The organism is Streptomyces flavidovirens DSM 40150, from assembly GCF_000429085.1.
In the GTDB taxonomy this organism is placed as follows: domain Bacteria; phylum Actinomycetota; class Actinomycetes; order Streptomycetales; family Streptomycetaceae; genus Streptomyces; species Streptomyces flavidovirens.
Genome location: NZ_AUBE01000004.1, coordinates 205767 through 230029, shown reverse-complemented (window position 1 = coordinate 230029; position 24263 = coordinate 205767). Strand labels below are relative to the sequence as shown.

General features: G+C 71.8%; 18 protein-coding genes. 8 read left to right on the top strand and 10 right to left on the bottom strand.

All coding sequences use genetic code 11. The features are described from left to right. Positions 1-101: 101 nt before the first annotated feature. The 5 genes from G412_RS0108350 to fxsT all read left to right on the top strand — a co-directional run bounded on the left by G412_RS0108350 (position 102) and on the right by fxsT (position 9103). Positions 102-1133 carry an AAA family ATPase gene (locus G412_RS0108350; protein ID WP_028811697.1) on the top strand — a complete coding sequence of 344 codons (1032 nt, stop codon included), beginning with the start codon at positions 102-104 and terminating at the stop codon, positions 1131-1133. Between the two features lie 7 nt (positions 1134-1140). Continuing rightward, the gene (locus G412_RS0108345; RefSeq protein WP_028811696.1) at positions 1141-4320 is read left to right on the top strand and encodes an SAV_2336 N-terminal domain-related protein; all 3180 of its coding nucleotides are present in this window, start codon (positions 1141-1143) and stop codon (positions 4318-4320) included. Positions 4321-4420: 100 nt separating this feature from the next. Beyond that, complete coding sequence (gene fxsA / locus G412_RS33650; RefSeq protein WP_037648081.1) at positions 4421-4618, top strand: FxSxx-COOH cyclophane-containing RiPP peptide; 198 nt, start codon at positions 4421-4423, stop codon at positions 4616-4618. A 90-nt stretch (positions 4619-4708) separates the two neighbouring features. Next, on the top strand, positions 4709-5992 hold the full coding sequence (locus tag G412_RS33645) for an HEXXH motif domain-containing protein (RefSeq protein ID WP_051338206.1): 1284 nt from the start codon (positions 4709-4711) through the stop codon (positions 5990-5992). A gap of 84 nt (positions 5993-6076) precedes the next feature. After that, complete coding sequence (gene fxsT, locus G412_RS0108330; RefSeq protein WP_028811695.1) at positions 6077-9103, top strand: FxSxx-COOH system tetratricopeptide repeat protein; 3027 nt, start codon at positions 6077-6079, stop codon at positions 9101-9103. Positions 9104-9226: 123 nt separating this feature from the next. Here fxsT and G412_RS0108325 read toward each other — a convergent pair whose 3' ends face one another. From G412_RS0108325 to G412_RS0108310, 4 genes are all read right to left on the bottom strand, one after another. After that, positions 9227-13198, bottom strand: a complete 3972-nt coding sequence (locus G412_RS0108325) for a multifunctional oxoglutarate decarboxylase/oxoglutarate dehydrogenase thiamine pyrophosphate-binding subunit/dihydrolipoyllysine-residue succinyltransferase subunit (protein WP_028811694.1) — start codon at positions 13196-13198, stop codon at positions 9227-9229. Between the two features lie 264 nt (positions 13199-13462). Then, positions 13463-14524, bottom strand: coding sequence for a HAMP domain-containing sensor histidine kinase (locus G412_RS0108320; protein WP_028811693.1), 1062 nt, complete (start codon positions 14522-14524; stop codon positions 13463-13465). Between the two features lie 95 nt (positions 14525-14619). Next, positions 14620-15357, bottom strand: coding sequence for a response regulator transcription factor (locus G412_RS0108315; protein ID WP_028811692.1), 738 nt, complete (start codon positions 15355-15357; stop codon positions 14620-14622). Positions 15358-15431: 74 nt separating this feature from the next. After that, positions 15432-16178 carry a spermidine synthase family protein gene (locus G412_RS0108310; protein ID WP_028811691.1) on the bottom strand — a complete coding sequence of 249 codons (747 nt, stop codon included), beginning with the start codon at positions 16176-16178 and terminating at the stop codon, positions 15432-15434. A 793-nt stretch (positions 16179-16971) separates the two neighbouring features. On the opposite strand from G412_RS0108310, the gene G412_RS33640 reads away from it, so the two are divergent. Beyond that, positions 16972-17625, top strand: a complete 654-nt coding sequence (locus G412_RS33640; protein WP_341860540.1) for a MarR family winged helix-turn-helix transcriptional regulator — start codon at positions 16972-16974, stop codon at positions 17623-17625. A 383-nt stretch (positions 17626-18008) separates the two neighbouring features. On the opposite strand, the gene msrA is transcribed toward G412_RS33640, so the two are convergent. Continuing rightward, on the bottom strand, positions 18009-18671 hold the full coding sequence (gene msrA / locus G412_RS0108295; protein ID WP_425274453.1) for a peptide-methionine (S)-S-oxide reductase MsrA: 663 nt from the start codon (positions 18669-18671) through the stop codon (positions 18009-18011). Between the two features lie 139 nt (positions 18672-18810). After that, the gene (locus tag G412_RS0108290; protein WP_028811689.1) at positions 18811-19917 is read right to left on the bottom strand and encodes a hypothetical protein; all 1107 of its coding nucleotides are present in this window, start codon (positions 19915-19917) and stop codon (positions 18811-18813) included. A 59-nt stretch (positions 19918-19976) separates the two neighbouring features. Here G412_RS0108290 and G412_RS0108285 point away from each other — a divergent pair, with 59 nt between their 5' ends. After that, entirely contained in the window at positions 19977-21122 is a 1146-nt protein-coding gene (locus tag G412_RS0108285; protein ID WP_028811688.1) for a cystathionine gamma-synthase, read from the top strand. 61 nt (positions 21123-21183) lie between these two features. On the opposite strand, the gene G412_RS0108280 is transcribed toward G412_RS0108285, so the two are convergent. The 4 genes from G412_RS0108280 to G412_RS0108265 all read right to left on the bottom strand — a co-directional run bounded on the left by G412_RS0108280 (position 21184) and on the right by G412_RS0108265 (position 22797). Further along, the gene (locus G412_RS0108280) at positions 21184-21375 is read right to left on the bottom strand and encodes a DUF1059 domain-containing protein (protein ID WP_028811687.1); all 192 of its coding nucleotides are present in this window, start codon (positions 21373-21375) and stop codon (positions 21184-21186) included. Between the two features lie 80 nt (positions 21376-21455). Beyond that, positions 21456-21707, bottom strand: coding sequence for a hypothetical protein (locus G412_RS0108275; protein WP_028811686.1), 252 nt, complete (start codon positions 21705-21707; stop codon positions 21456-21458). Continuing rightward, a complete protein-coding gene (locus G412_RS0108270) occupies positions 21704-22216 on the bottom strand; it encodes a sigma factor-like helix-turn-helix DNA-binding protein (protein ID WP_028811685.1) in 513 nt (170 codons plus the stop codon). The genes G412_RS0108275 and G412_RS0108270 overlap by 4 nt, the downstream gene beginning before the upstream one ends. 32 nt (positions 22217-22248) lie before the next feature. Beyond that, a complete protein-coding gene (locus G412_RS0108265) occupies positions 22249-22797 on the bottom strand; it encodes a MarR family winged helix-turn-helix transcriptional regulator (RefSeq protein ID WP_028811684.1) in 549 nt (182 codons plus the stop codon). A gap of 145 nt (positions 22798-22942) precedes the next feature. Here G412_RS0108265 and ilvA point away from each other — a divergent pair, with 145 nt between their 5' ends. After that, entirely contained in the window at positions 22943-24172 is a 1230-nt protein-coding gene (gene ilvA, locus G412_RS0108260; protein WP_028811683.1) for a threonine ammonia-lyase, read from the top strand. Positions 24173-24263: the final 91 nt, after the last annotated feature.

The following is a 24263-nucleotide window of genomic DNA, read 5'->3' as shown; positions in this document are numbered from 1 at the left end:
GTGTCGGCAGGGCAGGCCCTGAACGGTAACGTCAGCATCCCCGGCAGCCGTGCGACCGCCGGTCCGGGCTCCGTCCCCAGCTACCCGCGAGGTGAAACTCAGTGACAGACTGGCGGATCTACCGCGGCGCGGGACTGCCGCACGACGGAGTGCAGCGGTTACCCGGACCGCCCCCCTGGCGTGATTTCGCCGCCGTCGGCTCCGACGCCGACCCCGCCGCCCCCGGAGCCACCGACCCGAGCGCCGCCCGCAGGCTCGGCGTCCAGCGCCGGCTGGTGGAGAACCACCACCCCAGGCCCGCCGAGGTCGACGCGGTCAACGCGGCCCTGTATCTGCGCCGCCCGCTGCTGGTGACGGGTAATCCGGGAACCGGGAAATCAACCCTCGCTCAGGCCGTTGCCCACGAACTCGGCCTCGGACGTGTCCTGCGCTGGCCGATCGTCAGCCGCTCCGTCCTCCAGGACGGGCTCTACCGTTACGACGCCATCGGCCGCCTTCAGGACGTACAGCTGGAGCGGGCACAGGGCGGCACGGCGACGGCAGCGCCCTCCGCGGCGTCCAGTATCGGCTCGTACGTACGCCTCGGACCGCTCGGCACCGCGCTGCTGCCGTCCGACCAGCCGCGCGTACTGCTCGTCGACGAACTCGACAAGAGCGACCTCGACCTGCCCAACGACCTGCTGAACGCCCTGGAGGAAGGCGAGTTCGCCATCCCCGAGCTGGAGCGCATCGCTGACCGCGAGCCGGTCGTCGACGTCCTGACCGACGACGGCCGCAAGGTGGCGGTACGCGGCGGCCGGGTCCGCTGCACCACCTTCCCGTTCATCGTCCTCACCTCCAACGGCGAGCGGGACTTCCCCGCCGCGCTGCTGCGCCGGTGCATCCAGCTCGAGCTGGAACCGCCCGGCGAGGAGCAGCTCACCGCCATGGTCGAGGCGCACCTCGGCAGCGACGCGGCGACCGAGGGGCGGGACCTGATCGAGCGGTTCCTCGGCCGCGAACCCGGCGAGATCATCGCCGCCGACCAGTTGCTCAACGCCCTCTACCTCACCCAGCACGCCCCGAGCGCGGAGCGCGTCACGCGGGAGCGCATCGCCGAAATGCTCATGCGACCACTCGACCGCCCGAGGTGAGTGCCGGATGGACCTGGGGGAACTCGTCGGCAGGCTGAGGAGCGGCGGCCTCGACCCCACGGCCGAGGACGTCGCGGACGCCGTCTGGCTGGCTCAGTGGCTTCCGCCGGGCCGTAAGCCGACGGGCGCCTCCGGCGACCCCCCGGAGCCGGGCGAGGACACCGGCCACAGCCGGACCGGCCGAGGCGGACGGGCGGCCCCGCCCGCGACGCCCGGCCCGGACTCCGGCGCCGACGCACCCGAGACCGGCGCCCCCGGCCTGTCCCCGGCCTCCCGCCCCGTACCGCTCTACGCGCCCGGCAGCCGGGGAACGCGGCGGACGGAAGGCTCCCCGAGCGCCGCCGCCGCCTTTCCCGTACGCGCGCCGGCGGCCGCCGCGCTGCCCGGACTGCTCAGCCTGCAACGCGCCCTGCGGCCCCTGCGCCACTACACCGCCGCCGCGCGCCCCGCCGCCGACGGACGGCTCGACGAGGACGCCACGGCCGAGCGCAGCGCCATGTCCGGCGTCCTGTGCCCCGTGCTGCGTCCCTCCGAGCGCCGCCGCGTGGACATCCAACTGCTCATGGACACCGGGCCCGCGATGGCCGTCTGGGAGCGCATGGTCGAGGAGCTGCGGCAGGCCTGCCAGCAGTCCGGGGTCTTCCGGGACGTGCAGGTCCATCAGCTGTACGACGCCGAGGACGGCGGCGCGCCCCTCATCGGCACCACGACCGGGCCGGGCGGGCACACCAGGACGCGCCCCGCCGACCAGTTCCACGACCCGACGGGCCGCAGGCTCACTCTCGTCGTCAGCGACTGCGTCGGCCCGCTGTGGCAGCAGGGCCGTGCGCAGCGGCTCATCCACCAGTGGCCGCGCAGCTCACCGCTGGCCGTCGTACAGCCGCTGCCGCCCCGCCTGTGGGCCCGTACCGCACTGCCCGCCGAGCCCGGTCTTCTGGTGCGGGCGGCGGGCGCCGGCGGGCGTACGGCCTTCGTTCCCGACGACGAGCCGTGGGACCCGCTGGAGGCGACGGCCCGCCCCGTGCCCGTACTCCCGCCCACACCCGAGGCGTTCGCGTCCTGGGCGCGGCTGCTGTCCGACCACGGCGGCAGTACGGTGCGCGGCTGGGCGGCCTGGACCGACGCCGCGCCCGCCGGCCGGGAACTCGTCCCGCCCGTCCCGCCGTCCCCCGTGCCGCACGACCGCGGCGCCGACGAACTTCTGCGCGCCTTCCGGGCGAACGCCTCGCCCGGCGGTGTCCGCCTCGCCGTCCACCTCGCGGCGGCGCCCCTCACCCTGCCCGTGATGCAGCTCGTACAGCGGGCGATGCTGCCCGACACCGGCCCGATGGAGCTTGCCGAGGTACTGCTCGGCGGCCTGCTCAGGCAGTTGCCGGGACCGGACTCCACGCCGTGTTACGTCTACGCGGACGGCGTGCAGGAGCTGTTGCTGAACTCGCTGGGGCAGGACGCGGCGGCGCTGGTGCTCAAGCACTGCTCCTCGTACGTCGAACGCCACTTCGGCAAGGGGGCCCGTAACTTCTCGGCGCTCGCGGCCGCCAGGCTGTCCGAGCGCGGCGACCGGACGGCTCCCGATCTCCCGTGGGATCAGGGCGCGGACGGGGAGGACGACGGGCCCGGCGCCGAGCCGGAGCTGTTCGCCGAGATCCCCGCCCGTGTGCTCCGCTTCTACCAGCCCGACCTCATCACCCCCGTACCGCTGGCCGAGGCCGAGCGCCTCCTGGGCCAGTGGCGCTCCCAGGCCGACCCGTCCCTGCTCCGCCGGGCCCGCGAACGCGCGGAGGCCGCACTGCGCGATGGCGGCCAGGTCGCCGATGGAGCCGGCACGGGTGAGGCCGGGGCGGCGCGGGCCGGGCTGGTGCTCGGGCGGGTCCTGCTCGCGGAAGCGGGCGCTCCGGTGGTCCGGGGCACCGAGCGGAGCCGCGAACTGCTCCTGCGCGCGGCCCGCACCCTCGCCGAAGCCCGCGACCGCGCTCCGCAGGGCACCCGGGACCGGGCCGACGCCTGCCTGGAACTCGCCGCCGCGCACCACGCCCTGTGGCGGGAGACGCGCGACCCACAGCACCTCGCCGCGGGCCTGGACACGCTCGCGGGCGACGCCTCCGCCTGGCCCGCCGCGTCCCGCAGGGCCCTGCACCTGCGCCGGGGGCGGTTGCTGCTCGCGCAGCGGCGGGCCGAAGAGGCGGTACGTGAACTCCGCACGGGATGTGACCTGCTGGACGCCGAAGACGCCCCCGACAGCCACCGCTGCCCCGCCCTCCTCGACCTCGCCGACGCCCTGCGCGCCGCCGGCGCCCCGCACGCCGGCACCGCCGACGTCCTGGCCCGCGCCGAACAGGCCGCCGGCGAAGACCCGGCCCTGCGCCTGCGCTGCCTCACCGCCCAGGCCCGCCTGCACGACGCGGCGGACGACCACACGGCCGCCGACCGCGCGTACGAGAGCGCCTCCGGCCTCGCACCGCCCGACAGCGCCCGTCGCTGCGAACTGCTCACCGAATGGGGCGAGTCACTGCTGCACCGCGCCGCCGCCGAACCAGAGGCGGCCGGCGAGGACACCGTGGGCCGGGCGGAGAGCGTCCTGCGCGAAGCGCTCGCCGGGATGCCCGCCCGCTCACCGTCCCGCAGCACACTTCACCTGCTGCTCGGCAGCGCGCTGGCGCTCCGCTTCCAGCGGATCGGCTTCCTCCCCGACCTCTACGAGGGCCGCCACCTGCTGGAGGAGGCCGCGAAGCGGCTGACGGACCCCGGCGTACGGGCGCAGGCGTGGCTGGCGCTCGGCCGGGTGCGGTTCGAACTCGCCCATGTGTCGGCCGCGACGCTGCTGTCGGACGCCCTCCAGGCGTACGAGAGCGCGCAGCGCGACGCCGACGGCGCGCACGGGGACCGGCCGGGCTCGGTCACGGCGGTACGGGCCGCATACGCCCAGGGCTGCGTGCTGGAGTTCATGGGCCGCACCGGAGCCGCACGCCGGGCTTTCGAGCGGGCGCACGAGCGCTGGCAGCGGCTGATCGCGTCCCTCGTCGAGGTGGACTGGCGCGAGGCGGCGGCGCCGCAGGAGCGGCTGCGACGGCTCGCGGAGGCGGGCCGGGGAGCGGAGGTCCGGGCCGGCGATCAGCCGGTGAGCGAGGCGGACCGGCGGCAACTGGCGCCCCCCGGATGGCCGTTCACCGGGGTGAGGACCGGTTGACCGGAGTGAAGTCGAACATGTTTCTGTTTCCCCGGTGTCGGGAAGAACTGGGCAGCCGCTGCGGCCGTGCGGGACGGGTGCCGGCAGGAGGGAGTCGGGCGTGTCGCACAGGAACACCGTGGTTGCCGGCCAGGAACGGGACGCCGGCCGGCCACCGGCCGTGCCCGACCTCACAGAGCTTGACCTGCGGACTTTACGCACCATGGACGATCCGGGCCTTACCGAGGCGGTCCACCGGGTGCTGGACCGGCCCTGGGAACTCGCCGAGGCCTGGTGGTCGGAGTCGGACCCGACCTGACGCCGGGCGACGGCACTTTCCGGTCAGATGGATGGCACGGCCAACCGGTCACGGCCGCCACGGCGGAAAGGCCGTCACCGGGGGGCCGCGATGACCCCGGCTCCCCTTCCGGCAGCCCTCCTCGCCCGGCTGGCCCGCACCCGGCCCGATGCCGCCTGCACCACCGCGTTACGGTCCGGGCTGCACGCCCGGCGGCTCCTCCTGCTCAAGTCCCTGCTGGCCCGCCTCGACCGGCAGCGCACCGGCGCCTCCCCGGCAGCGCGTGAACGCTTCGCCCGGCACTGGCAGTTGCTGGAGTACGCGGAACGACGCGATCCCGCCCCGGTCCGTGACGTCCTCGACTATCCGCTGACCGGCGCCTGGCTGGCCGGAGCGCTCACCGCGCCCGAGGGGCCCGCCCTCGACCGGCACCTGGCGTACTTCGGCTCCATCGCCGCCACCGCCGCCCTGCGGGCGGGATGCGACCTGCGCGTCACCCTCGACGCGCCCGCCGGGCTGCTCTCCCTGCCGGGACTCGGCGCCCTGCGCTGCCCCTCGCACCGGGCCGAACTGCACGCCCGCGGACGCACCGTACGCATCACCGGCGGCGGCGGCCCGGCCCGCGCACTCCTGCTGCGGTCCACCGGCGGCCGGACTGTGGGCGGCGGGCCCGGCTGGTCGGGGCTGCGTGTCCTGGACGGCGGTAACGCCGTACTCGACGATCTCAACCCCTACCGGGTGCCGCCCCGTGGCATCGGTGCCGTCGCCATGCACGCGGCGGACCGGGCCACAGTCGCCCGCGAGCCCTGGGCACGCCGGTGGCGGCAGGCCCTCGCGCTGATCGAGGGAACCGACCCCGGGCGGGCCGCCGAGATCCGGGCCATGCAGCGCGTCCTCGTGCCACTCGCCCCCGTGACCACGGCGGCGTACGACGGGCGGCACCCGATGAGTGCCACCCTGCGGTCCGCGCCGGGCGGTGTGCTGACGTCTCTGCCGGCCGGGGCCGGCGAGTTCGCCGAGGTACTGGTCCACGAGACCCACCACACCAAAATGGCCGCGCTCCACGAGCGCGTACCGCTGTACCGGCCGGGCGGCGAAGGGCTGCACCGGGTCGGCTGGCGGCCCGACCCGCGGCCGGTGGCGGGCGTACTGCAGGGCGCCTACGCCCACCTGGCGCTGACCGACCTGTGGCGGCGCGCCGCGACCGGACCCGCCGCCCCGGAGGCCTGGCGCCGGCGGGCCGGGGAACAGTTCGCGCAGCATCGCGAACAGGTCGCGGAAGCCTTGTCCATACTTCAGGAGTCCGATGAACTGACCAGCGAAGGACGGCAGTTCACCGGAGGCATGAAAGAGCATTACGCGAGCCTCGGCGCGTCGCCGGCGGCCTTTGGGTGACACTGTGTCAAGCGACCGTGACGCTTGGTCGAGCGGGCGCGCGACAGAGCGCGGGACAGCAGCGCGAGACAGGGAGACGTACAGATGGTGGATCAGCGGCGGTCGGGCGGGACCGGTGCGGCGGGGGACCGTGGCGGCCAGAACGGGCCCGAGCATTTCCTCGTGGTCTTCCCCGGATATCACCGGCCGTGGGCCAACTGGATCGCGCAGCGCCTGGAAGCACACGGCCACCGGGTCACTCTCCAGCGCTGGGACCCGCCGCGCGAGGTGCCGCTGGAGGAGGCGCTCGGTGACCTCCTGCTGTCGACCGGCCGGGTCCTGCTCGTCCTCAACGACTGGTTCTTCGAGCTGGGGCCGCGGGCCCCGGGCGAGTGGAACGACGTCCTGCGGGGGTACGTGGCGGACCAGGCCGAACGGTTCGCCGCCGTCAACCTCACCAACCGCCAGTTGCCGCCCGCCACCGCGGTACTCGAACCCGTCAGCCTGTGGGGCACCGGTGAGGAGGAGGCCGAGGAGCGGCTCCTGGGCCGGCTCGGCATCGAGTACCGGCGCGGCGCGGGCCGCCGCTCCCCGGCCATCAGCTCCCGTTTCCCGAACACACCCCCCGAGATCTGGGGCGAGGTCCCGCGCCGGAACGGCCGGTTCACCGGCCGCGACGATCTCCTCACCGAGCTCCAGTCACGCCTGACGGAAGCCGAACGCGGCAACTCCGCCTGCACCCTCCTCGGCATGTCCGGCATCGGCAAGACCCAGATCGCTGCCGAGTACGCCCACCGTTTCAGCACCGACTACGACGTCATCTGGTGGGTCAACTCCGACGACCGCAACATCCAGCGCGACCGCTTCGGCGAACTCGCCGCCGAACTGGGCCTGCACAGCGGCAGCGAACCAGGCGAGCGCATCCGTGCCGTGCGCGACGCGCTGCGACGCGGTGAACCGTACAGCCGCTGGCTCGTCATCTTCGACGGCTGGGACGACACCGAGGGCGCGAACGTCCTGCTGCCGCACGGCCCCGGACACACCATCGTCACCTCCCGCAACCGGGGCTGGGGCGACCACACCGACGTACTCGAAGTGCCCTCCTTCGACCGCGCCGAGTCCACCGCCTACCTGATGCGCCGCGCCCCGCACATCACCTCCGCGCAGGCCGACGAGGTCGCCGCCGAGTTCAGCGACGTACCGCTGCCGCTCGTCCAGGCGGCGTCCTGGCTCGGCGAGTCCCGGATGGAGGTTCCGGAATACCTGCGCATGGTCCGTGAGGGCCGGCTTTCCGCCGTCGACGAGCCCGTGGGGGACGGCTTCCCGCACTCCTCGCTCACCTCCTGGTCGATCCTCATCAACCGGCTGCGCCGCACGCAGCCGCAAGCGGTCGAAGTCCTCAGCCTGTGCGCGTCCTTCGCCCCCGGCCGCATCCCGCTCGGACTCGCCCGCGCCTATCCACAGGCCGACCTGCCCGAGGACCTGCGGTGGATGAGCACCGACCTGCCCGCCTGGACCCGCGCCCTGGACACCCTCGTCAACTACTCGGTGCTCACCCGCGAGAGCCGGGGCCCGGTCAACACCGAGATGGGGCCGCACCAGGAGACGGTGCACATGCACCGGCTCGTCCACGACATCGTGTCCCGGCTCACCAACGACGAGCACCGCGACGCCCACCGCAAGGCCGTACGCACCCTGCTGGCCGAGGCCGACCCCGGCAACCCGCTCGACAGCAGGCAATGGCCCCAGTACGCCGAGCTGCTGCCCCACCTGGAACCGTCCGGCGCGCTCAGCAGCCGCAACAGCCGGGTCCAGGCCGTCGTACTGAACTGCCTGCGCTACTGCGTGCGCAGCGGCGAGTTCACGGCCGGCACGCGGCTCGCGGAGAAGATCCGGAACTACTGGACGACGTTCATGGATCCGCTGGACCAGCAGATGATCGACCTGACGACGCAGCAGACAAACCTCCTGCTCGCCGCGGGCAGCAACCGTGAGGCGTACGAGCTGGGGCGCGCCCTGCGCGACCGGCTGCGGGGAGCACAGCCGCGTGACGAACTCGGCGAACTCAGCGTCAACAGCGGTCTGGCCGGAAGCCTGCGCCGCCTGGGCCGGTACGACGAAGCGCTGGAGCTCCAGCGGCAGGTGCTTCAGGACGCGGAACGGCTGCTCGGCGGAAACGAGCTGATCTCCCTCAGCGCACGGCACAACCTCGGTGTCGGGCTGCGCCTGCTGGGGCGCTACCGGGAAGCGTACGAACTCGACCAGGAGACTCTCAGCCGCCGCGAGAGCGTACTGCGCGCCCGGCACATCACGACCCTCAACTCCGGCAACGCCATCGCCCACGGTCTGCGGCTGCTCGGCCTGTACCGCGACGCCGTGGCCCGCCAGGAGCCGGTCGTACGGCTCCATGTGCAGATCCTCGGCCCGCTGCACCCGCAGACCCTCTCCGCGCGCAAGCAGCTCGCGCTCGCCCGGCGGCGCGAAGGCGGCTTCCCGCAGGACGTGGGCATGCTGATGGACAGCCTGATGGAACAGATGGAGCAGGTGCAGGGCCGGACCCACTACACCACCCTGTCGTTCATCAACGACTACGGAAACTACCAGCGCGAGCACGGCGACCTGGCCAGGGCCAAGGACCTGATCGCCGAGGCGGAGGCCGGATACCGGGCACTGCTCGGACCCGCCCACCCCGTGGCGACCGGCATGCTCGCCAACACCGGCCTGGTGATGCAGGCGGCCGGCGACCGGAGCGAGGCCATGTCCATGTTCGAGTCCGCGCTCGCGGGCCTGACCGCCACCCTCGGGGCCGACCATCCCTGGGTCCTGGGCTGCGCCCTCAACGCCTCGGGCGGCCGCAACTTCAACGGCAGGGTCGCGGACGCCGCCGACCTCAGCCGCGACACGCTGCGCAGGTCACGCCAGGTGCTCGGCGACGAACACCCGCTCACCCTCTCCTGCCAGACCGCGCTCGCCTGTGACCTGCGGGCCCTGCGGGAACACGAGGAGGCCGACAAGGTCGAGGCGGACGCCCTGCTGACGCTGACCCGCACCCTCGGCGCCCAGCACCCGCACACCCTCTCCGCACGCCAGCGCAACCGCCCGTACTGGGACTTCGAGGCGTACCTGGGCTGAGGCGGCCGCTTCTTCCGCCGTACGCCGCAGGGCCCGGCACCGCATCGCTGCGGTGCCGGGCCCTGCGGGCGTCGTACGAGCCGAACCGGTCAGGCGGCTGACCGGCGGCTGACCGGCGGCTGATCAGGCCTCGAAGACCTCGTTCAGCAGCTGCTGCTGCTCCGCCTGGTGGCGCTTGGCCGAGCCGACCGCCGGCGACGAGCCGTGCGGGCGCGAGATGCGCCGCAGACGCTCGCCGTGCGGGATGTCGGCGCCGACCGCCAGGTCGAGGTGGTCGATCAGGTTGAGCGCGATGAACGGCCACGCACCCTGGTTCGCCGGCTCCTCCTGCGCCCACAGGTACTTCTCGGCGTTCGGGTACTTCGCGATCTCCTGCTGGAGCTCCTTGCCCGGCAGCGGGTACAGGCGCTCCAGACGGATGATCGCCGTGTCCGTGTTGCCGCGCTTCTGACGCTCGGCCTCCAGGTCGTAGTAGACCTTGCCGGCGCAGAAGACGACCTTGCGGACGGCCGCCGGGTCCATGGCGGTGTCGCCGATCACCGGGCGGAAGCCGCCGGTGGTGAACTCCTCCGCCTTCGACGCCGCCGCCTTCAGACGCAGCATCGACTTCGGGGTGAAGACGATGAGCGGCTTGTGGTGCGGGTTGTGGACCTGCCAGCGCAGCAGGTGGAAGTAGTTCGACGGCAGGGTCGGCATGGCGACCGTCATGTTGTCCTGCGCGCACATCTGGAGGAAGCGCTCGGGACGGGCCGACGAGTGGTCCGGGCCCTGGCCCTCGTAACCGTGCGGCAGCAGGAGCGTGACGCCGGACGTCTGGCCCCACTTCTGCTCGGCCGAGGAGATGAACTCGTCGACGACGGTCTGCGCGCCGTTGACGAAGTCACCGAACTGGGCCTCCCACATGACCAGCGACTCGGGCCGGGCGAGCGAGTAGCCGTACTCGAAGCCCATGCACGCGTACTCGGAGAGCAGCGAGTCGTAGACGTTGAAGCGGGCCTGGTCCTCGGAGAGGTACTGGAGCGGGGTGTAGTCCTCGCCGGTGTTCTGGTCGACGAGCACCGCGTGGCGCTGGCCGAACGTACCGCGGCGGGTGTCCTGGCCGGACAGCCGGACCGGGACGCCCTCCATCAGCAGCGAGCCGATGGCGAGGGTCTCGCCCATGCCCCAGTCGATCGTGCCGTCCTCCACCGAGGCCGCGCGGCGCTGCATCTGCGGCATCAGGCGGGGGTGGACGGTGATCCGGTCGGGGATGTTGACCTGGGACTCGGCGATCCGCTTGACGACCTCCTGGGAGACCGCCGTGGCGACGGCCACCGGGAACTCGGCCTGGACCTCCGGGGTGTGGGCGGGAGCCGGGGCGGAGGTGGCCTCGCGGACCTCCGCGAAGACCTTCTCCAGCTGGCCCTGGAAGTCCTGGAGCGCCTGCTCGGCCTCTTCCAGCGTGATGTCGCCGCGACCGATGAGCGACTCGGTGTAGAGCTTGCGCACCGAGCGCTTCTTGTCGATCAGCGTCACCATCTGCGGGTTGGTGAACTGCGGGTTGTCGCCCTCGTTGTGACCGCGGCGGCGGTAGCAGATGAGGTCGATCACGACGTCCTTGTTGAAGGACTGGCGGAACTCGAAGGCGAGCCGCGCGACGCGGACCACGGCCTCCGGGTCGTCGCCGTTCACGTGGAAGATCGGCGCCTCGATCATGCGGGCCACGTCGGTCGCGTACATCGAGGAGCGGGAGGACTCCGGCGCCGCCGTGAACCCGACCTGGTTGTTGATGACGATGTGGACCGTGCCGCCGGTGCGGTAGCCCCGAAGCTGCGACATGTTCAGCGTCTCGGCCACGACGCCCTGGCCGGCGAAGGCCGCGTCACCGTGGAGCGCGACGGGCAGGACCGTGAAGTCCGTACCGCCCTTGTTGATGACGTCCTGCTTGGCGCGGGCGACACCCTCCAGGACCGGGTCGACCGCCTCCAGGTGCGAGGGGTTCGCGACGAGCGAGACCTTGATCTGCTCGCCGTCGAGACCGGTGAAGGTGCCCTCGGCGCCCAGGTGGTACTTCACGTCGCCGGAGCCGTGCATCGACTTCGGGTCGAGGTTTCCCTCGAACTCCCGGAAGATCTGCGCGTACGACTTGCCGACGATGTTCGCCAGGACGTTCAGGCGGCCGCGGTGGGCCATGCCGATGACGACCTCGTCCAGGCGCGACTCGGCGGCGGAGTCGATGACCGCGTCGAGCAGCGGGATGACGGACTCGCCGCCCTCCAGGGAGAAGCGCTTCTGGCCGACGTACTTCGTCTGCAGGAACGTCTCGAACGCCTCGGCGGCGTTCAGGCGGCGCAGGATGCGCAGCTGCTCCTCGCGCTCCGGCTTGGCGTGCGGGCGCTCCACGCGGTCCTGGATCCACTTGCGCTGCTTCGGGTCCTGGATGTGCATGAACTCGACGCCGACGGTCCGGACGTACGAGTCGCGCAGAACACCGAGGATGTCGCGCAGCTTCATCATCGACTTGCCGGCGAAACCGCCGACGGCGAACTCGCGCTCCAGGTCCCAGAGCGTGAGGCCGTGCTCGTTGATGTCCAGGTCGGGGTGCTTGCGCTGCTTGTACTCCAGCGGGTCGGTGTCGGCCATGACGTGGCCGCGGACCCGGTAGGAGTGGATCAGCTCGAAGACGCGGGCGGCCTTGGTGACGTCGTCGTCGTGCGAGACGTCGATGTCCTTGAGCCAGCGGACCGGCTCGTACGGGATCCGCAGGGCCTCGAAGATGTCGTCGTAGAAGCCGTTCTCGCCGAGGAGCAGGTTGGCGAGGATCCGCAGGAACTCGCCGGAGGCGGCGCCCTGGATGACCCGGTGGTCGTACGTCGAGGTCAGGGTCATGACCTTGGAGATGCCCAGCTTGTTCAGGGTGTCCTGCGAGGTGCCCTGGAACTCGGCCGGGTAGTCCATCGCGCCGACGCCCATGATGAGGCCCTGTCCGGGCATCAGGCGGGGCACGGAGTGGACGGTGCCGATGCCGCCGGGGTTCGTCAGCGACGCGGTGACGCCGGTGAAGTCGTCCATCGTCAGCTTGTTCGCGCGGGCGCGGCGGACGATGTCCTCGTACGCCTGCCAGAACTCGAAGAAGTTGAGCGTCTCGGCCTTCTTGATGGCCGCGACGACGAGCTGGCGGTCACCGTTGGGCTTGACCAGGTCGATGGCCAGGCCCAGGTTGACGTGCGGGGGCTTGACCAGGGTCGGCTTGCCGTCCTTCTCCGCGAAGGAGTAGTTCATCGACGGCATGGCCTTGAGGGCCTGCACCATCGCGAACCCGATGAGGTGCGTGAAGGAGACCTTCCCGCCGCGGGCGCGCTTGAGGTGGTTGTTGATGACGATGCGGTTGTCGAACAGCAGCTTCACCGGGACGGCGCGCACGGACGTGGCCGTGGGCAGTTCGAGTGAGGCGTTCATGTTCTTGGCGACGGCCGCGGAGGGGCCGCGCAGCGTCACGTACTCGGGGCCTTCGGGGGCCTCGGTGGCGGGCTGGGCCTTGGCATCGGTCGCGGGCTGGGCCTTGGCATCGGTCTTGGGCGCGGCCTCGGTGGCGGGCTGAGCCTTGGCCTCGGTCTTGGACTCGGTCTTCGCCTTCGCGCCGGCCTGCTGTGCGGCGGCCGGTGCGGGGGCGGAGGCGGGCTTGGTGGCCGGGGCTGCGGGAGCAGCCTGCGTGGGGGCCTGGGCCTGGGCCTGGGCTGGGGCCTGGGCCGCGGGCTTTGCCGCAGCGGGTGCGGCAGGCGCGGCGGAGGCCGGCTGGGTGGCCGCGGGCGTCGCCGGGGTGGCGGGCGCGGCGGGGGGTGTGGCAGGTGTGGCGGGTGTGGCAGGTGCCGGAGTGGCGGCCTGGACCGCATCTTCGGCTTCGGTGGCGGTCTTCTCCGCCGCCGGGGTGGAACCGGGCTTGTAGTCGGCGAAGAAGTCCCACCAGGCGCGGTCGACCGAATTCGGGTCCTGGAGGTACTGCTGGTAGATCTCGTCGACGAGCCACTCATTGGGACCGAAGGCAGCGGCAGGGTTCTTCCCTTGCCCGTCTTGGTCGGTCGAGACGCTCGGGCTACTGGGGGACTGAGACGACACGGCGTTAACCGCCCTCTTCCGCTTCGCAAGGTGATGGACAGCGGAAATAAAGGCTACGCCTCCCCGGCCGAGAGGTGCAGGCCGGGCGGGCCTTCCGTCGCGTAAGTCACATCGGAGCGCTGGTTTCGGCGCCTGGAATGGCGGGAAACAAGCGGGGTTCCGGTGTGGTCCGCTGTGGTCCGGGTAGGACGGACCGTGGTTACGGCCCACTTTGGACCGTACCCCCCAAGGGAGACACGCAGAACGTGTGCTTCCGGTTCGACCCTACGTCAACTGACGAGTAGCGGGCTTCCCCGGAAGAGTGACTTGGATTCGGCAGCCGCGCGCGGATTCGGCCACGCCGATCCGTCCGCCGTGCAGATCGACCGCCCAGCGGGCGATCGCGAGGCCGAGGCCCGTACCGCCGTCGCTGCCGGGACCGTGCGGGGCGGGCAGGCTGCCCCGGTTGAAACGCTCGAAGACCCGGTGCCATTCGGACTCGGGTATGCCCGGCCCCTCGTCCAGGACCTCCAGGTCCAGGCTCTCCGGCTGCGGGCCGCGCCGGGCGCGCACGGTGACACGGCCGTGCGGGGGGCTGTGCTTGACCGCGTTGTCGAGGAGGTTGGCGACGACCTGGTGCAGCCGCTCGATGTCCGCGTGCGCGGTCAGCTCGGGCGGTGAGACGTCCAGGTGCAGATGTACGTCGGTACGCGTATGACTGCCGGAGCCGGAGGCGAGCCCGCGCTGGGAGGCGATGACGTTCGCCTCCTTGAGCACGCCCGAGAGGTACGGCCAGACCTCGAAGCGGTGCGCCTTCAGCGGTACGACGCCGTTGTCGAGGCGGGAGAGGTCGAGCAGCGTCTCGACCAGCCGGCCGAGGCGCTCGGTCTGTTTGAGCGCCGTACGCATCGTCTCGGGGTCCGCGGCGGACACCCCGTCCACGACGTTCTCCAGTACCGCTCTCAGCCCCGCGATGGGGGTTCTGAGCTCGTGCGAGACGTTGGCGACCAATTCCTTGCGGTGCCGGTCCACGGCCTCCAGATCGTCCGCCATGCGGTTGATCGTGGCCGCCAGGTCACCCAGCTCGTCGCGGCGGCCGGCGCCGCCTACCCGCCGGGTGTAGTCGCCGTGCGCGATGGATCTCGCGACGGTCGTCATCTCGTCGAGGGGGGAGGTCAGACTGTGCGCCACGAACTGGGTGATCAGCATCGAGGCGATGACCGAGAAGACCGTGATGAAGCGCAGCTCCGTCTTGGTGCGGAGCGCCACCAGGATCAGACCGGTGGTGATGAAGACGGAGACGACGACGAGCGTGCCGAGCTTGGTCTTGATCGAGAAGGGGCGCAACTTGTTGCCGTTGCCGTTGCCGTTGCCGTTGCCGTTGCCGTTGCTGTGAGCGCTTTGGCTCCTGTTCCCGTTCCCGTTCCGGCTCCCCGGCCTGGTCATGCGGGGGGAGTCTCCAGTGCGTACCCCACGCCGTGCACCGTACGGATCCGCTCCGCGCCGATCTTGCGGCGCAGCGCCTTGATGTGGCTGTCGACGGTCCTGGTGCCCGACGCGTCCGCCCAGTCCCACACCTCGGCGAGCAGCTGCTCGCGCGAGAGCACGGCGCGCGGCGTGTTCGCCAGGCACACCAGCAGGTCGAACTCGGTCGGCGTCAGGTGTACGTCGTCACCGCGCACCCGCACGCGGCGCTGCGCGTGGTCGATCTCCAGCTCGCCGAGGCGCAGGATGCCGCTGCGCGGGGTCGAGGCGGCGAGGGTCGCCCGCTCGACGCGGCGCAGGAGGACATGGACCCGCGCCGCGAGCTCGCGCATGGAGAACGGCTTGGTCATGTAGTCGTCGGCGCCGACCCCGAGGCCCACGAGCATGTCGGTCTCGTCGTCACGCGCTGTGAGCATCAGAACCGGTACCGGCCGCTGTGCCTGCACGCGCCGGCAGACTTCCAGCCCGTCGAAGCCCGGCAGCATGATGTCGAGAACCATCAGGTCGGGCTGCCACGCCTCGGCGGCGTCGACCGCCGCGGGGCCGTCGGCAGCCGTCTGCACCTGGAAGCCCTCGGCGCGAAGTCGCGCGGCAATGGCGTCGACGATGGTCGCGTCGTCCTCGACGACCAGCACCCGGCGCTGAGCGCCCGGAGTGGCCGCGAGGCCGTTGTGGCTGGTGTGTGTCTGCTCCATTGCCCCGCCCCTGGGAGTTCTCTGCTAGATCCCACGTGTAAGGCAGCAGAGTAGATGCACTGAGACGGTCCCGGCTACGCAGGGCGAACCCCGAGATGGACCACGTCAGGAACGCCTCGGGCAACTTGGATCTCTTCAGTCCGAACCAAGTTGAATCCGGCATTCCGCAACGCGTCCTCGAAAGCGGGGGACGGTTTGGCCGACCAGACGGCGAGGATTCCCCCTGGTCTCAGCCGTCTCATGCACCCCGCAAGTCCCTGCGGGGAGTAGAGATTGGCGTTGTCGTCGGTGACGGTCCAGTCCGGTCCATTGTCGATATCGAGGCAGAGGGCGTCGTAGGTGTCCTGGTACGTACCAAGGGTCCCGATCTGGTTTTCGCGGACGTAATCCACGAGATCGGTGTGAATGATCTCGCATCGCGGATCCGTGAGCGCGTCGCCCGAGATCCGCGCCAGCGGGCCCGCGCGGTGCCAGTCGATGATTGCCTGCTCACGTTCGACGACCACGATCCGACCCCAGCGGGACTGCGCGGCGGCGTGGGCGAGCGAGAAGCCGACACCGAGGCCGCCGATGAGGAGGGAGGGGGAGGTGTCGAGGGTGTTGTGGGGTGTGTCGCGCGCGTCGTGTGCGTCCTGAGGTGTGTCGAGTGCGTTCAGGGCGGCGTCGACGAGGAGGCGCTCCGAGCGGCCGTCGGAGGTGTCCATCAGGAAGCAGCCGTTGGCGATGATCTCGAAGTGCTCTCCGCGCTCCCGCAGAACGACTTCGCCGTACGGGCCCTCGCGCCGGTCGAGGGTGATGGCGTACGGAGCCTGCATGGCCATGGGAAACCTCCGGGAAGGGTTCTTTCCGTGTTGCTGCTTCGCGGCAATCCTGGCGTCGCGGGGAGGGCGGGGACAAACCGTTTGGTTTATGTGGCGGGGGTGGGGCGGGGCGCTTTCTGGCCAGATCGCTGGGGGCAGCGCAGGTGGGACGTGGTGCGGGAGCTGCCGGTCGGGCGTGGCGTGGAACCCCGCGCGGTTAGGAGCGGAACGCCGGTGGTCGTGCGGGCGACCTTCGGGGCGCGCCCTGCGGCGTACGTAGAGCCCCACTCCCGCTACGAACGCCACACCCGCCACCACCAAGGCGGCGACCTGCGGTCCCGGCTGCATCGACCACGCCCACACGGCGGCGGCGCCGCCGGGCTGGCGCGGAGCGGCCAGATATACCGCCCCTCCGTACACCGTCATCGGCAACCGGCTCAGTCGTGTCCCCAGGAGGGCGGCCCCCGCCGCTGTCACGCCGGTCGCGCCCAGGACGTTACAGACCGTGGCGGGCGCGCCGGACTCTTCGGGGTGGCCGGGCACGGCGAGGGCGAGCAGCCCGGCGGCGAGAAGCGCCCCGGCGGCGGCCGCGGCGATACCGACGACCGAGGCCAGGGTGAGAGGGAGGGCGCGGGAGCGGCGTAGGGGAGGAGGCATTTCGCGGCGGCCAGGGGGTCGAGGACTCCGTCGACTGCGTCGGCTCCGGCGTCGTTCAGGTCTCCCCCCGAGGGTCGCTGCTGTCCGTTGACCTCAAGTGGAGTTGAGGTCATAGCTTCGGGGCTGCCCGTTAGACCACCAACCTGAGGATGCGGCTATGACACGCTCCAAGGAACTCCCCGAGACGTCCTCCGAGACCTCATCCGAGTCGCTCTCCGATGCCGAACTGGCTCAGCAACCGATTGCTTACTGGACACATGTGGCGCACACGGAAGTCCTTGCGTTCATACGCGGAGAGCTGGCGCAGCTCGGTCTTTCCCAGCCCCAGTACTGGACGCTGCGCCACCTTTCCGTCAACGACCTGTCCGAGGACGGTGCGGGCCGTACCGTCGAGGAACTGACCGGAGCGATGCGGGACTACCTCGCGCCGCAGGACGACCTCGTACCGGACACCGAGGACCTGGTCGTACGCCGCTTCCTCAGCCGGGACGACACCGGCCGTCTGACGATCACCGAGGCGGGAGAGGCGGCTCATGCCCGGATCAAGGGCCACGTCCCGGCCCTGCGCGCCAGAATCCACGCAGGCATCGACGACACGGACTACGCCACGACGGTCAAGGTCCTGCGCCGGATGATGCGGAACGTGGGGAGCGGGAGGGAGCGCGGGGTGACGGGGAGCGGGGCTTCGCGGTGGCCGGGGGCGTTGGTTGCGTCTGGGGTAGGGGCCGCCTTTGCCAAGGTTGGCGCCGGAGGTCCGGCGGTAAAGGGCGCTCCTGCGTCGCGTCGCCTGCGGCGATTGCGCTTCGCTTAACCCTTGACCGCCGGACCTCCGCCGCAATGCTTGTGGGGGGCGGCCCCCGGGGGGAGCCCACGGGACGGCTTGGGGAGTGGCGGCTCGCCGCTGCCGGGCGGCGGGTCCGGTGGGTGGGGCGCGTGGGCTCTAGGGGTGGCGCGGCCCCTGGTTCAGCGGGTGCGGGAACGGCCGCTGGTGCGACACCGCCATTCCGAACGCACCCGAGCTGTTTGGGTCGAAACGGTCCCGTGATGCGAGGAAGCGTTACGGGTGGGACTGGTGGGGTTGGAGAGGCGTTGGGCTTCACCAAGTGCTGGGTTAGTCCCATTCCGAAGTGCTGAAGCGGGTTGCCAGAACACGCCATGGGCGGCCCCCCCCGTGCCCCGCCCGAAAGTCTGGGCTCAGCCGTTTGCCTTGGCCACGCCGATGGGGCAGCTCACGCCCGTCCCGCCGATGCCGCAGTAGCCCGCCGGGTTCTTGTCGAGGTACTGCTGGTGGTACGGCTCCGCCGGCCAGAAGGGGCGGGTGTCCGCCGGGAGGATCTCTGTGGTGATCGTTCCGTGGCCGGAGTCCGTCAGGACCTTCTGGTACGCCTCGCGGGACGCCTCCGCGGCCGCCGCCTGGGCGGGGGAGTGGGTGTAGATCGCCGAGCGGTACTGCGTGCCCACGTCGTTGCCCTGGCGGAAGCCCTGGGTCGGGTTGTGGTTCTCCCAGAAGACCTTGAGCAACTGCTCGTACGAAACGGCCGACGGGTCGAAGACGACGCGGACCGCCTCCGTGTGTCCCGTCAGGCCCGAGCAGGCCTCCTCGTACGCCGGGTTCTCGGTGTAGCCGCCCTGGTAGCCGACGAGCGTCGTCCAGACGCCCTCCGTCTGCCAGAACTTGCGTTCCGCGCCCCAGAAACAGCCCATGCCGAAGTCGGCGATCTCCAGACCCTCGGGGTACGGGCCCAGGAGAGGATTGCCTAGGACCGTGTGCCGGGAAGGGACCTCGAACTCGGGGGTCGAGCGGCCCTTCAGGGCCTGCTCCGGGGTGGGGAGCTGGGGGGTACGGCCGAACATCATGCGGATCTCCTCCTGGACGGTCTGCGCCTAGGGACAACGCGGGGAGGGGGCGGAGGATTCCACTGAGGCCAGACCTGCGCCTTTGGTTTGGTCGGTTGAGTGGTACGGCGCGGTGCGTGCGGATGCCCCCCGGCAGGCCTCAGCCCGGCAGCGTCGCCGGGCTGCCGCCGTTCGCCTCGTAGCCGGCGACCGCCAGCGCCCGGTACACCGCGTAGTCCGCCGCCGGGTCCGGGCCGTGCGTCCACGGCAGCGCGCCGACGTGACCGTCCACGTGCCGAAGCTGGTTCATCGCCTCGGACCAGCGTTCGGCGCGTACGAGGAAGAGGATCAGGAGGTGGCGTACGTGCGCCAGCATCGGGTCGTCGGGGCGCGCGGCGTGCACCGCGTACAGCGCGCCCTCCATCGCCCTCGTCACCACCGCGCTCTGGTAGAAACCGCGCACCAGATTGACCTCGGGCAGGTGCTCGTACACCGCGAACAGGGGCAGCGCGGCGAGCAGCGAGCCCTGCGGCGCGCGGGCGGCGGCCGCGGCCGCGAAGGCGTCGGCGGCCTCACGCGAACCGTGCCACTTCTCGCTGTGGTAGCTCAGGGCGGCGAGGTGCGCGCCCATGTGGTCCGGCGCGCGGTCCAGGATCTTCGCCCACAACTGGTCGAACTCCGGCTCGGGGTAGGCCAGTCCGCGCGCGACCGCCAGCTCGGTGATGTACGGAACGGGGTCGCCCGGCGCCAGCAGCGCCGCTTCGCCGCACACCGTGCGGGCCTCCTCCAGGATGATCCGGAAGTCGTCCGTGCCGGGCGTCGACGTACGCCACGCCTGCTGCACCAGGAACTCCGCATGCACCTGCGCGCCGCCCGCGTCCTTCGGCGACTCCGCGCGCCAGGCCCGCAGCCAGCGCCCGCCCTCGCCGGGCCGCTGCGCCAGCTCCAGCGACGCCGCCCCGGCGAACGCCTGCACGCGCTGCCACCGCACCTCGCCCTCCTTGGGCGTCCCCGCCAGCAACTGCGCGGCGGCCCGCCAGTCCTGCGAGCGCTGCACCACTTCGAGTACGTCTTCCAGGTCCTGGTCCGGGCCGGGCATCCGGACGTCGAGCAGCTCCTGGCGTACGAAGCCGTAGTCGGCCGGGTCGGCGGCGTCGGGGGAGCCGGGCGCGACCAGGCGGATGCCGCCGGCGCGCCGGCGCAGTACGACAGGGCCGATGACCGCCGCCAGCATGCACAGAGCGATCAGGAACCAGAGAATCTCCATGGCTCCATTGTCCCGGACCGCGCGGGGACCCGGGCGCCGACGAACTACGCTCGTTTCCCATGAGCGACCAGCACAGCTTCGAGACCCTTGCGATCCACGCCGGAAACACCGCGGACCCCCTCACGGGCGCGGTCGTACCGCCGATCTATCAGGTGTCCACGTACAAGCAGGACGGCGTGGGCGGACTGCGCGGCGGCTACGAGTACAGCCGCAGCGCCAACCCGACCCGCACCGCCCTGGAGGAGAACCTGGCGGCGCTGGAAGGCGGCAGCCTCGGGCTGGCCTTCGCGTCGGGCCTGGCGGCGGAGGACTGCCTGCTGCGGACCCTGCTGAGCCCCGGCGACCACGTGGTCATCCCGAACGACGCCTACGGCGGCACCTTCCGGCTCTTCGCCAAGGTCGTCTCGCGGTGGGGTGTCGACTTCTCGGTCGCGGACTCCTCCGACCCGGCGGCGGTACGGGCGGCCCTGACCCCGAGGACCAAGGTGATCTGGGTCGAGACCCCCTCGAACCCGCTCCTCGGCATCAGCGACATCCAGGCGCTCGCGGGCGTCGCGCGCGCGGCCGGCGTACGCCTGGTCGTCGACAACACCTTCGCGAGCCCCTACCTCCAGCAGCCGCTCGCGCTCGGCGCCGATGTCGTCGTGCACTCGACGACGAAGTACATGGGCGGGCACTCGGACGTCGTCGGCGGCGCGCTGATCGTCAACGACGCGGCACTGGGCGAGGAGCTGACGTACCACCAGAACGCGATGGGCGCGGTCGCCGGGCCCTTCGACGCGTGGCTCGTGCTGCGCGGCATCAAGACGCTCGCGGTGCGGATGGACCGCCACAGCGAGAACGCCACGCGTGTCGCGGACATGCTGACGCGGCACCCGCGCGTCACCCGGGTCCTTTACCCGGGGCTGCCGGAGCACCCCGGTCACGAGACCGCGGCCAAGCAGATGAAGGCGTTCGGCGGGATGGTGTCGTTCCGCGTCGAGGGCGGCGAGGAGGCGGCGGTCGAGGTCTGCAACCGGGCACGGCTCTTCACGCTGGGTGAGTCGCTGGGGGGTGTGGAGTCGCTGATCGAGCATCCGGGGCGGATGACGCACGCGTCGGCGGCGGGGTCCGCGCTGGAGGTTCCGGCGGACCTGGTGCGGCTGTCGGTCGGCATCGAGTCGGGCGACGACCTGCTGGCCGACCTGAAGCAGATGCTGGGCTGACCCCGGCCGGGACGAAGGTGCCCGCCCGGGCGGCGCTCCGGGCGGGTTCGGCTCAGCCGGCTCAGATGCCGGGCTGCTCGTCCTCCAGGGAGTCCCTGACCATCTGGCGCAGTTCCGGGGTGTCCTGGTGTTCGTGGACGGATACCGCGTGCTCGGTGGCCGCCCGTACGACTTCCTCTTCCTCGCCGGCGATCCTGAGGGTGCAGTTGCTCACGCTGGGGGTCTTCCGGCAGTCGGCGACTTTTCTGGTCACAGTGACCGGCCTCCTCGGCTCGTACTGCGCGGTTGTCTCCGATTCCAGCCTAAATCGGGCGAGGCGGAGGGCGTGCAGGCCTACCAGGCCTCCAGCGGCGGCGCGACCTCCGACGGCGGTGCCACCCACGGCTGCTCCACCAGGGCCCACACCGTGAACGTCACCACCGCCAGCCCCAGCAGCAGCCACATCAGCCGCCGCGCCAGCACCCGGCGGCGCAGCAGTCGCGCCCCGCGCTCGGCGGCGCGCGGGCCCAGGTCGGCGGGGACCGGCGGGTGCGGCCCCTCCAGCATCCGCCGCACCTCGTCCTGCTTGCGGTCGGGGAGGCTCACGGCGCCGTCACCTCCGCCGCCGGGGCGGGCGGCGTACTGCGCATCGCGGCTGTCGCGCGCGTACAGATCGCCCTGACCCGCTCCGCCGGGAGCCCGAGCTGCGCCGCGGTCTGCTCCTCGGCGACGCCCTCGTACAGGCGCAGGACCAGGACCAGCCGCTCCTGCGGCGTCAGCCGCTCCAGCAACCCGCCCCCGCCCCCGGCGACGGGTTCGCGGTGGTGAGGCGAGCAGAGCCGGCCGTGCTGGTGGTAGCGCCACGTGGTGCGGGCGAAGCGGGCGGCGAGCTCCTGGCGGGTGTGGTCGTACGGGTCCTCGCCGCGCAGCCGTTCCCAGTCCGCGTACGTACGGGCGAGCGCGGCCGTCAGCAGTTGCCGCGCCCGTGCGTTGTCGTCCGGCGGCTCCGCCGTCAGCAGCGTCGCGGCATGCAGCAGCCGTCCTGCCGCGCCCGCGACGAACGCCTCGAACTCACGGGCTCTGCGGCGATGCCGAACCGCCTGCCGCTCTCGCACGCCCTCATATCAGGCCAGGAACCCGCCCGGGGTCAAGAGGCCGGAGGCGCCTCTGAGCCGGTGGCCGCCCCCTCCGCGCCGGCCTCGGTGCCGCCCTCCGCCACGGCCGCACCCTGCCGGGCCGACAGCGCGGAATTGAAGCGCGTGAGGAGCGTGCAGAACGCGTCGCGCTCCTCCTCGGTCCAGCCGTCCGTCACCTGCGCCATCAGTTCGCGCCGCGACGAACGCACCTCGTCGAGCCGCGCCTGGCCGCGCGGCGAAAGCTGGAGCACGACCGCGCGGCCGTCCTCCGGGTGCGACGTGCGCTTGACGAGGCCCGTGTCGACGAGCGGCGCGACCTGCCTGGTCACGGTCGACGAGTCGATCCCCATGCCCGCGGCCAGCGCCTTGACGCCCATCGGGCCTTCCTGGTCGAGCCGGTTGAGCAGCAGATAGGCCGCGCGGTCCATGGAGTTGCGGACCTGGCCCACGCCGCCGAGCCTGGTCTGCTCGGCGCGGCGGGCGAAGACGGCCACCTGGTGCTGGAGGGCATCGAGGAGGCCGGTGTCCGGATCAGTCGTCATGTCCTGGGAAGTGGGCATGGCTGGGGGCTCTCTTCGTGCGGTGGTCGGTTTGGTGGGGGACAGAGTACGCGGGTGGCAGCGGGTGCGTACCGGCGCTGCGCGAAACGGTCGCAAGCCCCGCCCCCGGCGGCCGCCCGGCCGCTGAGCTGCCAGACTTGCGGTCATGAGCTTCCGTACGACCGATCCCTTCCGCAACGTCATCCTCGACGACATACGCGGGGCGCAGAAGATGCTCTCCGGGGTGGTCAGGACCACGGCGATGGAAGGCAGCCGGCATCTGTCGCAGCTGGTCGGGTCCCCGGTCCACCTGAAGTGCGAGAACCTCCAGCGGACCGGTTCGTTCAAGCTGCGCGGCGCGTATGTACGGATCGCCGGACTGTCCCCGGAGCAGCGCGCGGCCGGCGTCGTCGCCGCCAGCGCCGGCAACCACGCCCAGGGCGTCGCCCTCGCCTCGACCCTCCTCGGCGTACGGTCCACGGTCTTCATGCCGGTCGGGGCGCCCCTGCCGAAGGTCGCGGCGACGCGGGAGTACGGCGCCGAGGTGCGCATGCACGGTCAGGTGGTCGACGAGGCGCTGGCCGCCGCACAGGAGTACGCCGACCGGACGGGCGCGGCCTTCATCCACCCCTTCGACCACCCCGACATCGTCGCGGGCCAGGGCACGCTGGGTCTGGAGATCCTGGAGCAGTGCCCGGAGGTGCGGACGATCGTCGTCGGGGTGGGCGGCGGCGGGCTGGCCGCCGGGATCGCGATCGCGGTCAAGGCGCTGCGCCCCGACGTGCGGATCATCGGCGTGCAGGCGGCGAACGCGGCGTGCTATCCGCCGTCGCTGGCGGCCGGGCGGCCGGTGTCGGTCGACACGCGGCAGACGATGGCGGACGGCATCAAGGTGGGGCGGCCCGGCGACGTACCTTTCGCGGTCATCAATCACCTGCTCGACGGTGTCGTCACGGTCACCGAGGACGAGTTGTCGAGTGCGCTGCTGCTGTGCCTGGAGCGGGCCAAGATGGTCGTCGAGCCGGCCGGTGCGAGCCCGGTCGCGGCGCTGCTGAGCAAGCCGGAGTCGTTCGAGGGTCCGGTGGTCGCGGTCCTGTCGGGCGGCAACGTCGATCCGCTGCTGATGCAGCGCATCCTGCGGCACGGCATGGCGGCGGCGGGCCGCTACCTGTCGCTGCGGCTGCGGCTGACCGACCGTCCGGGCGCACTGGCGGCAATGCTGGGGGTGCTGTCCGTGGTCGACGCCAACGTCCTCGACGTGGGTCACGTACGGACCGATCCGCGGCTCGGACTCACGGAGGTCGAGGTGGAGTTGCACCTGGAGACGAAGGGCCCCGAGCACTGCGCGGAGGTCCAGTCGGCGCTGCGGGAAGCGGGATACACGGTGATGTCCTGAGGGCCGGGCCCCTTCGTAAAACACCTCGCGGGGACGCGATGTATCGCGTTACGGTGGGAACTCGTGTGCGCGCGCCCCTGCCGCTCCATCG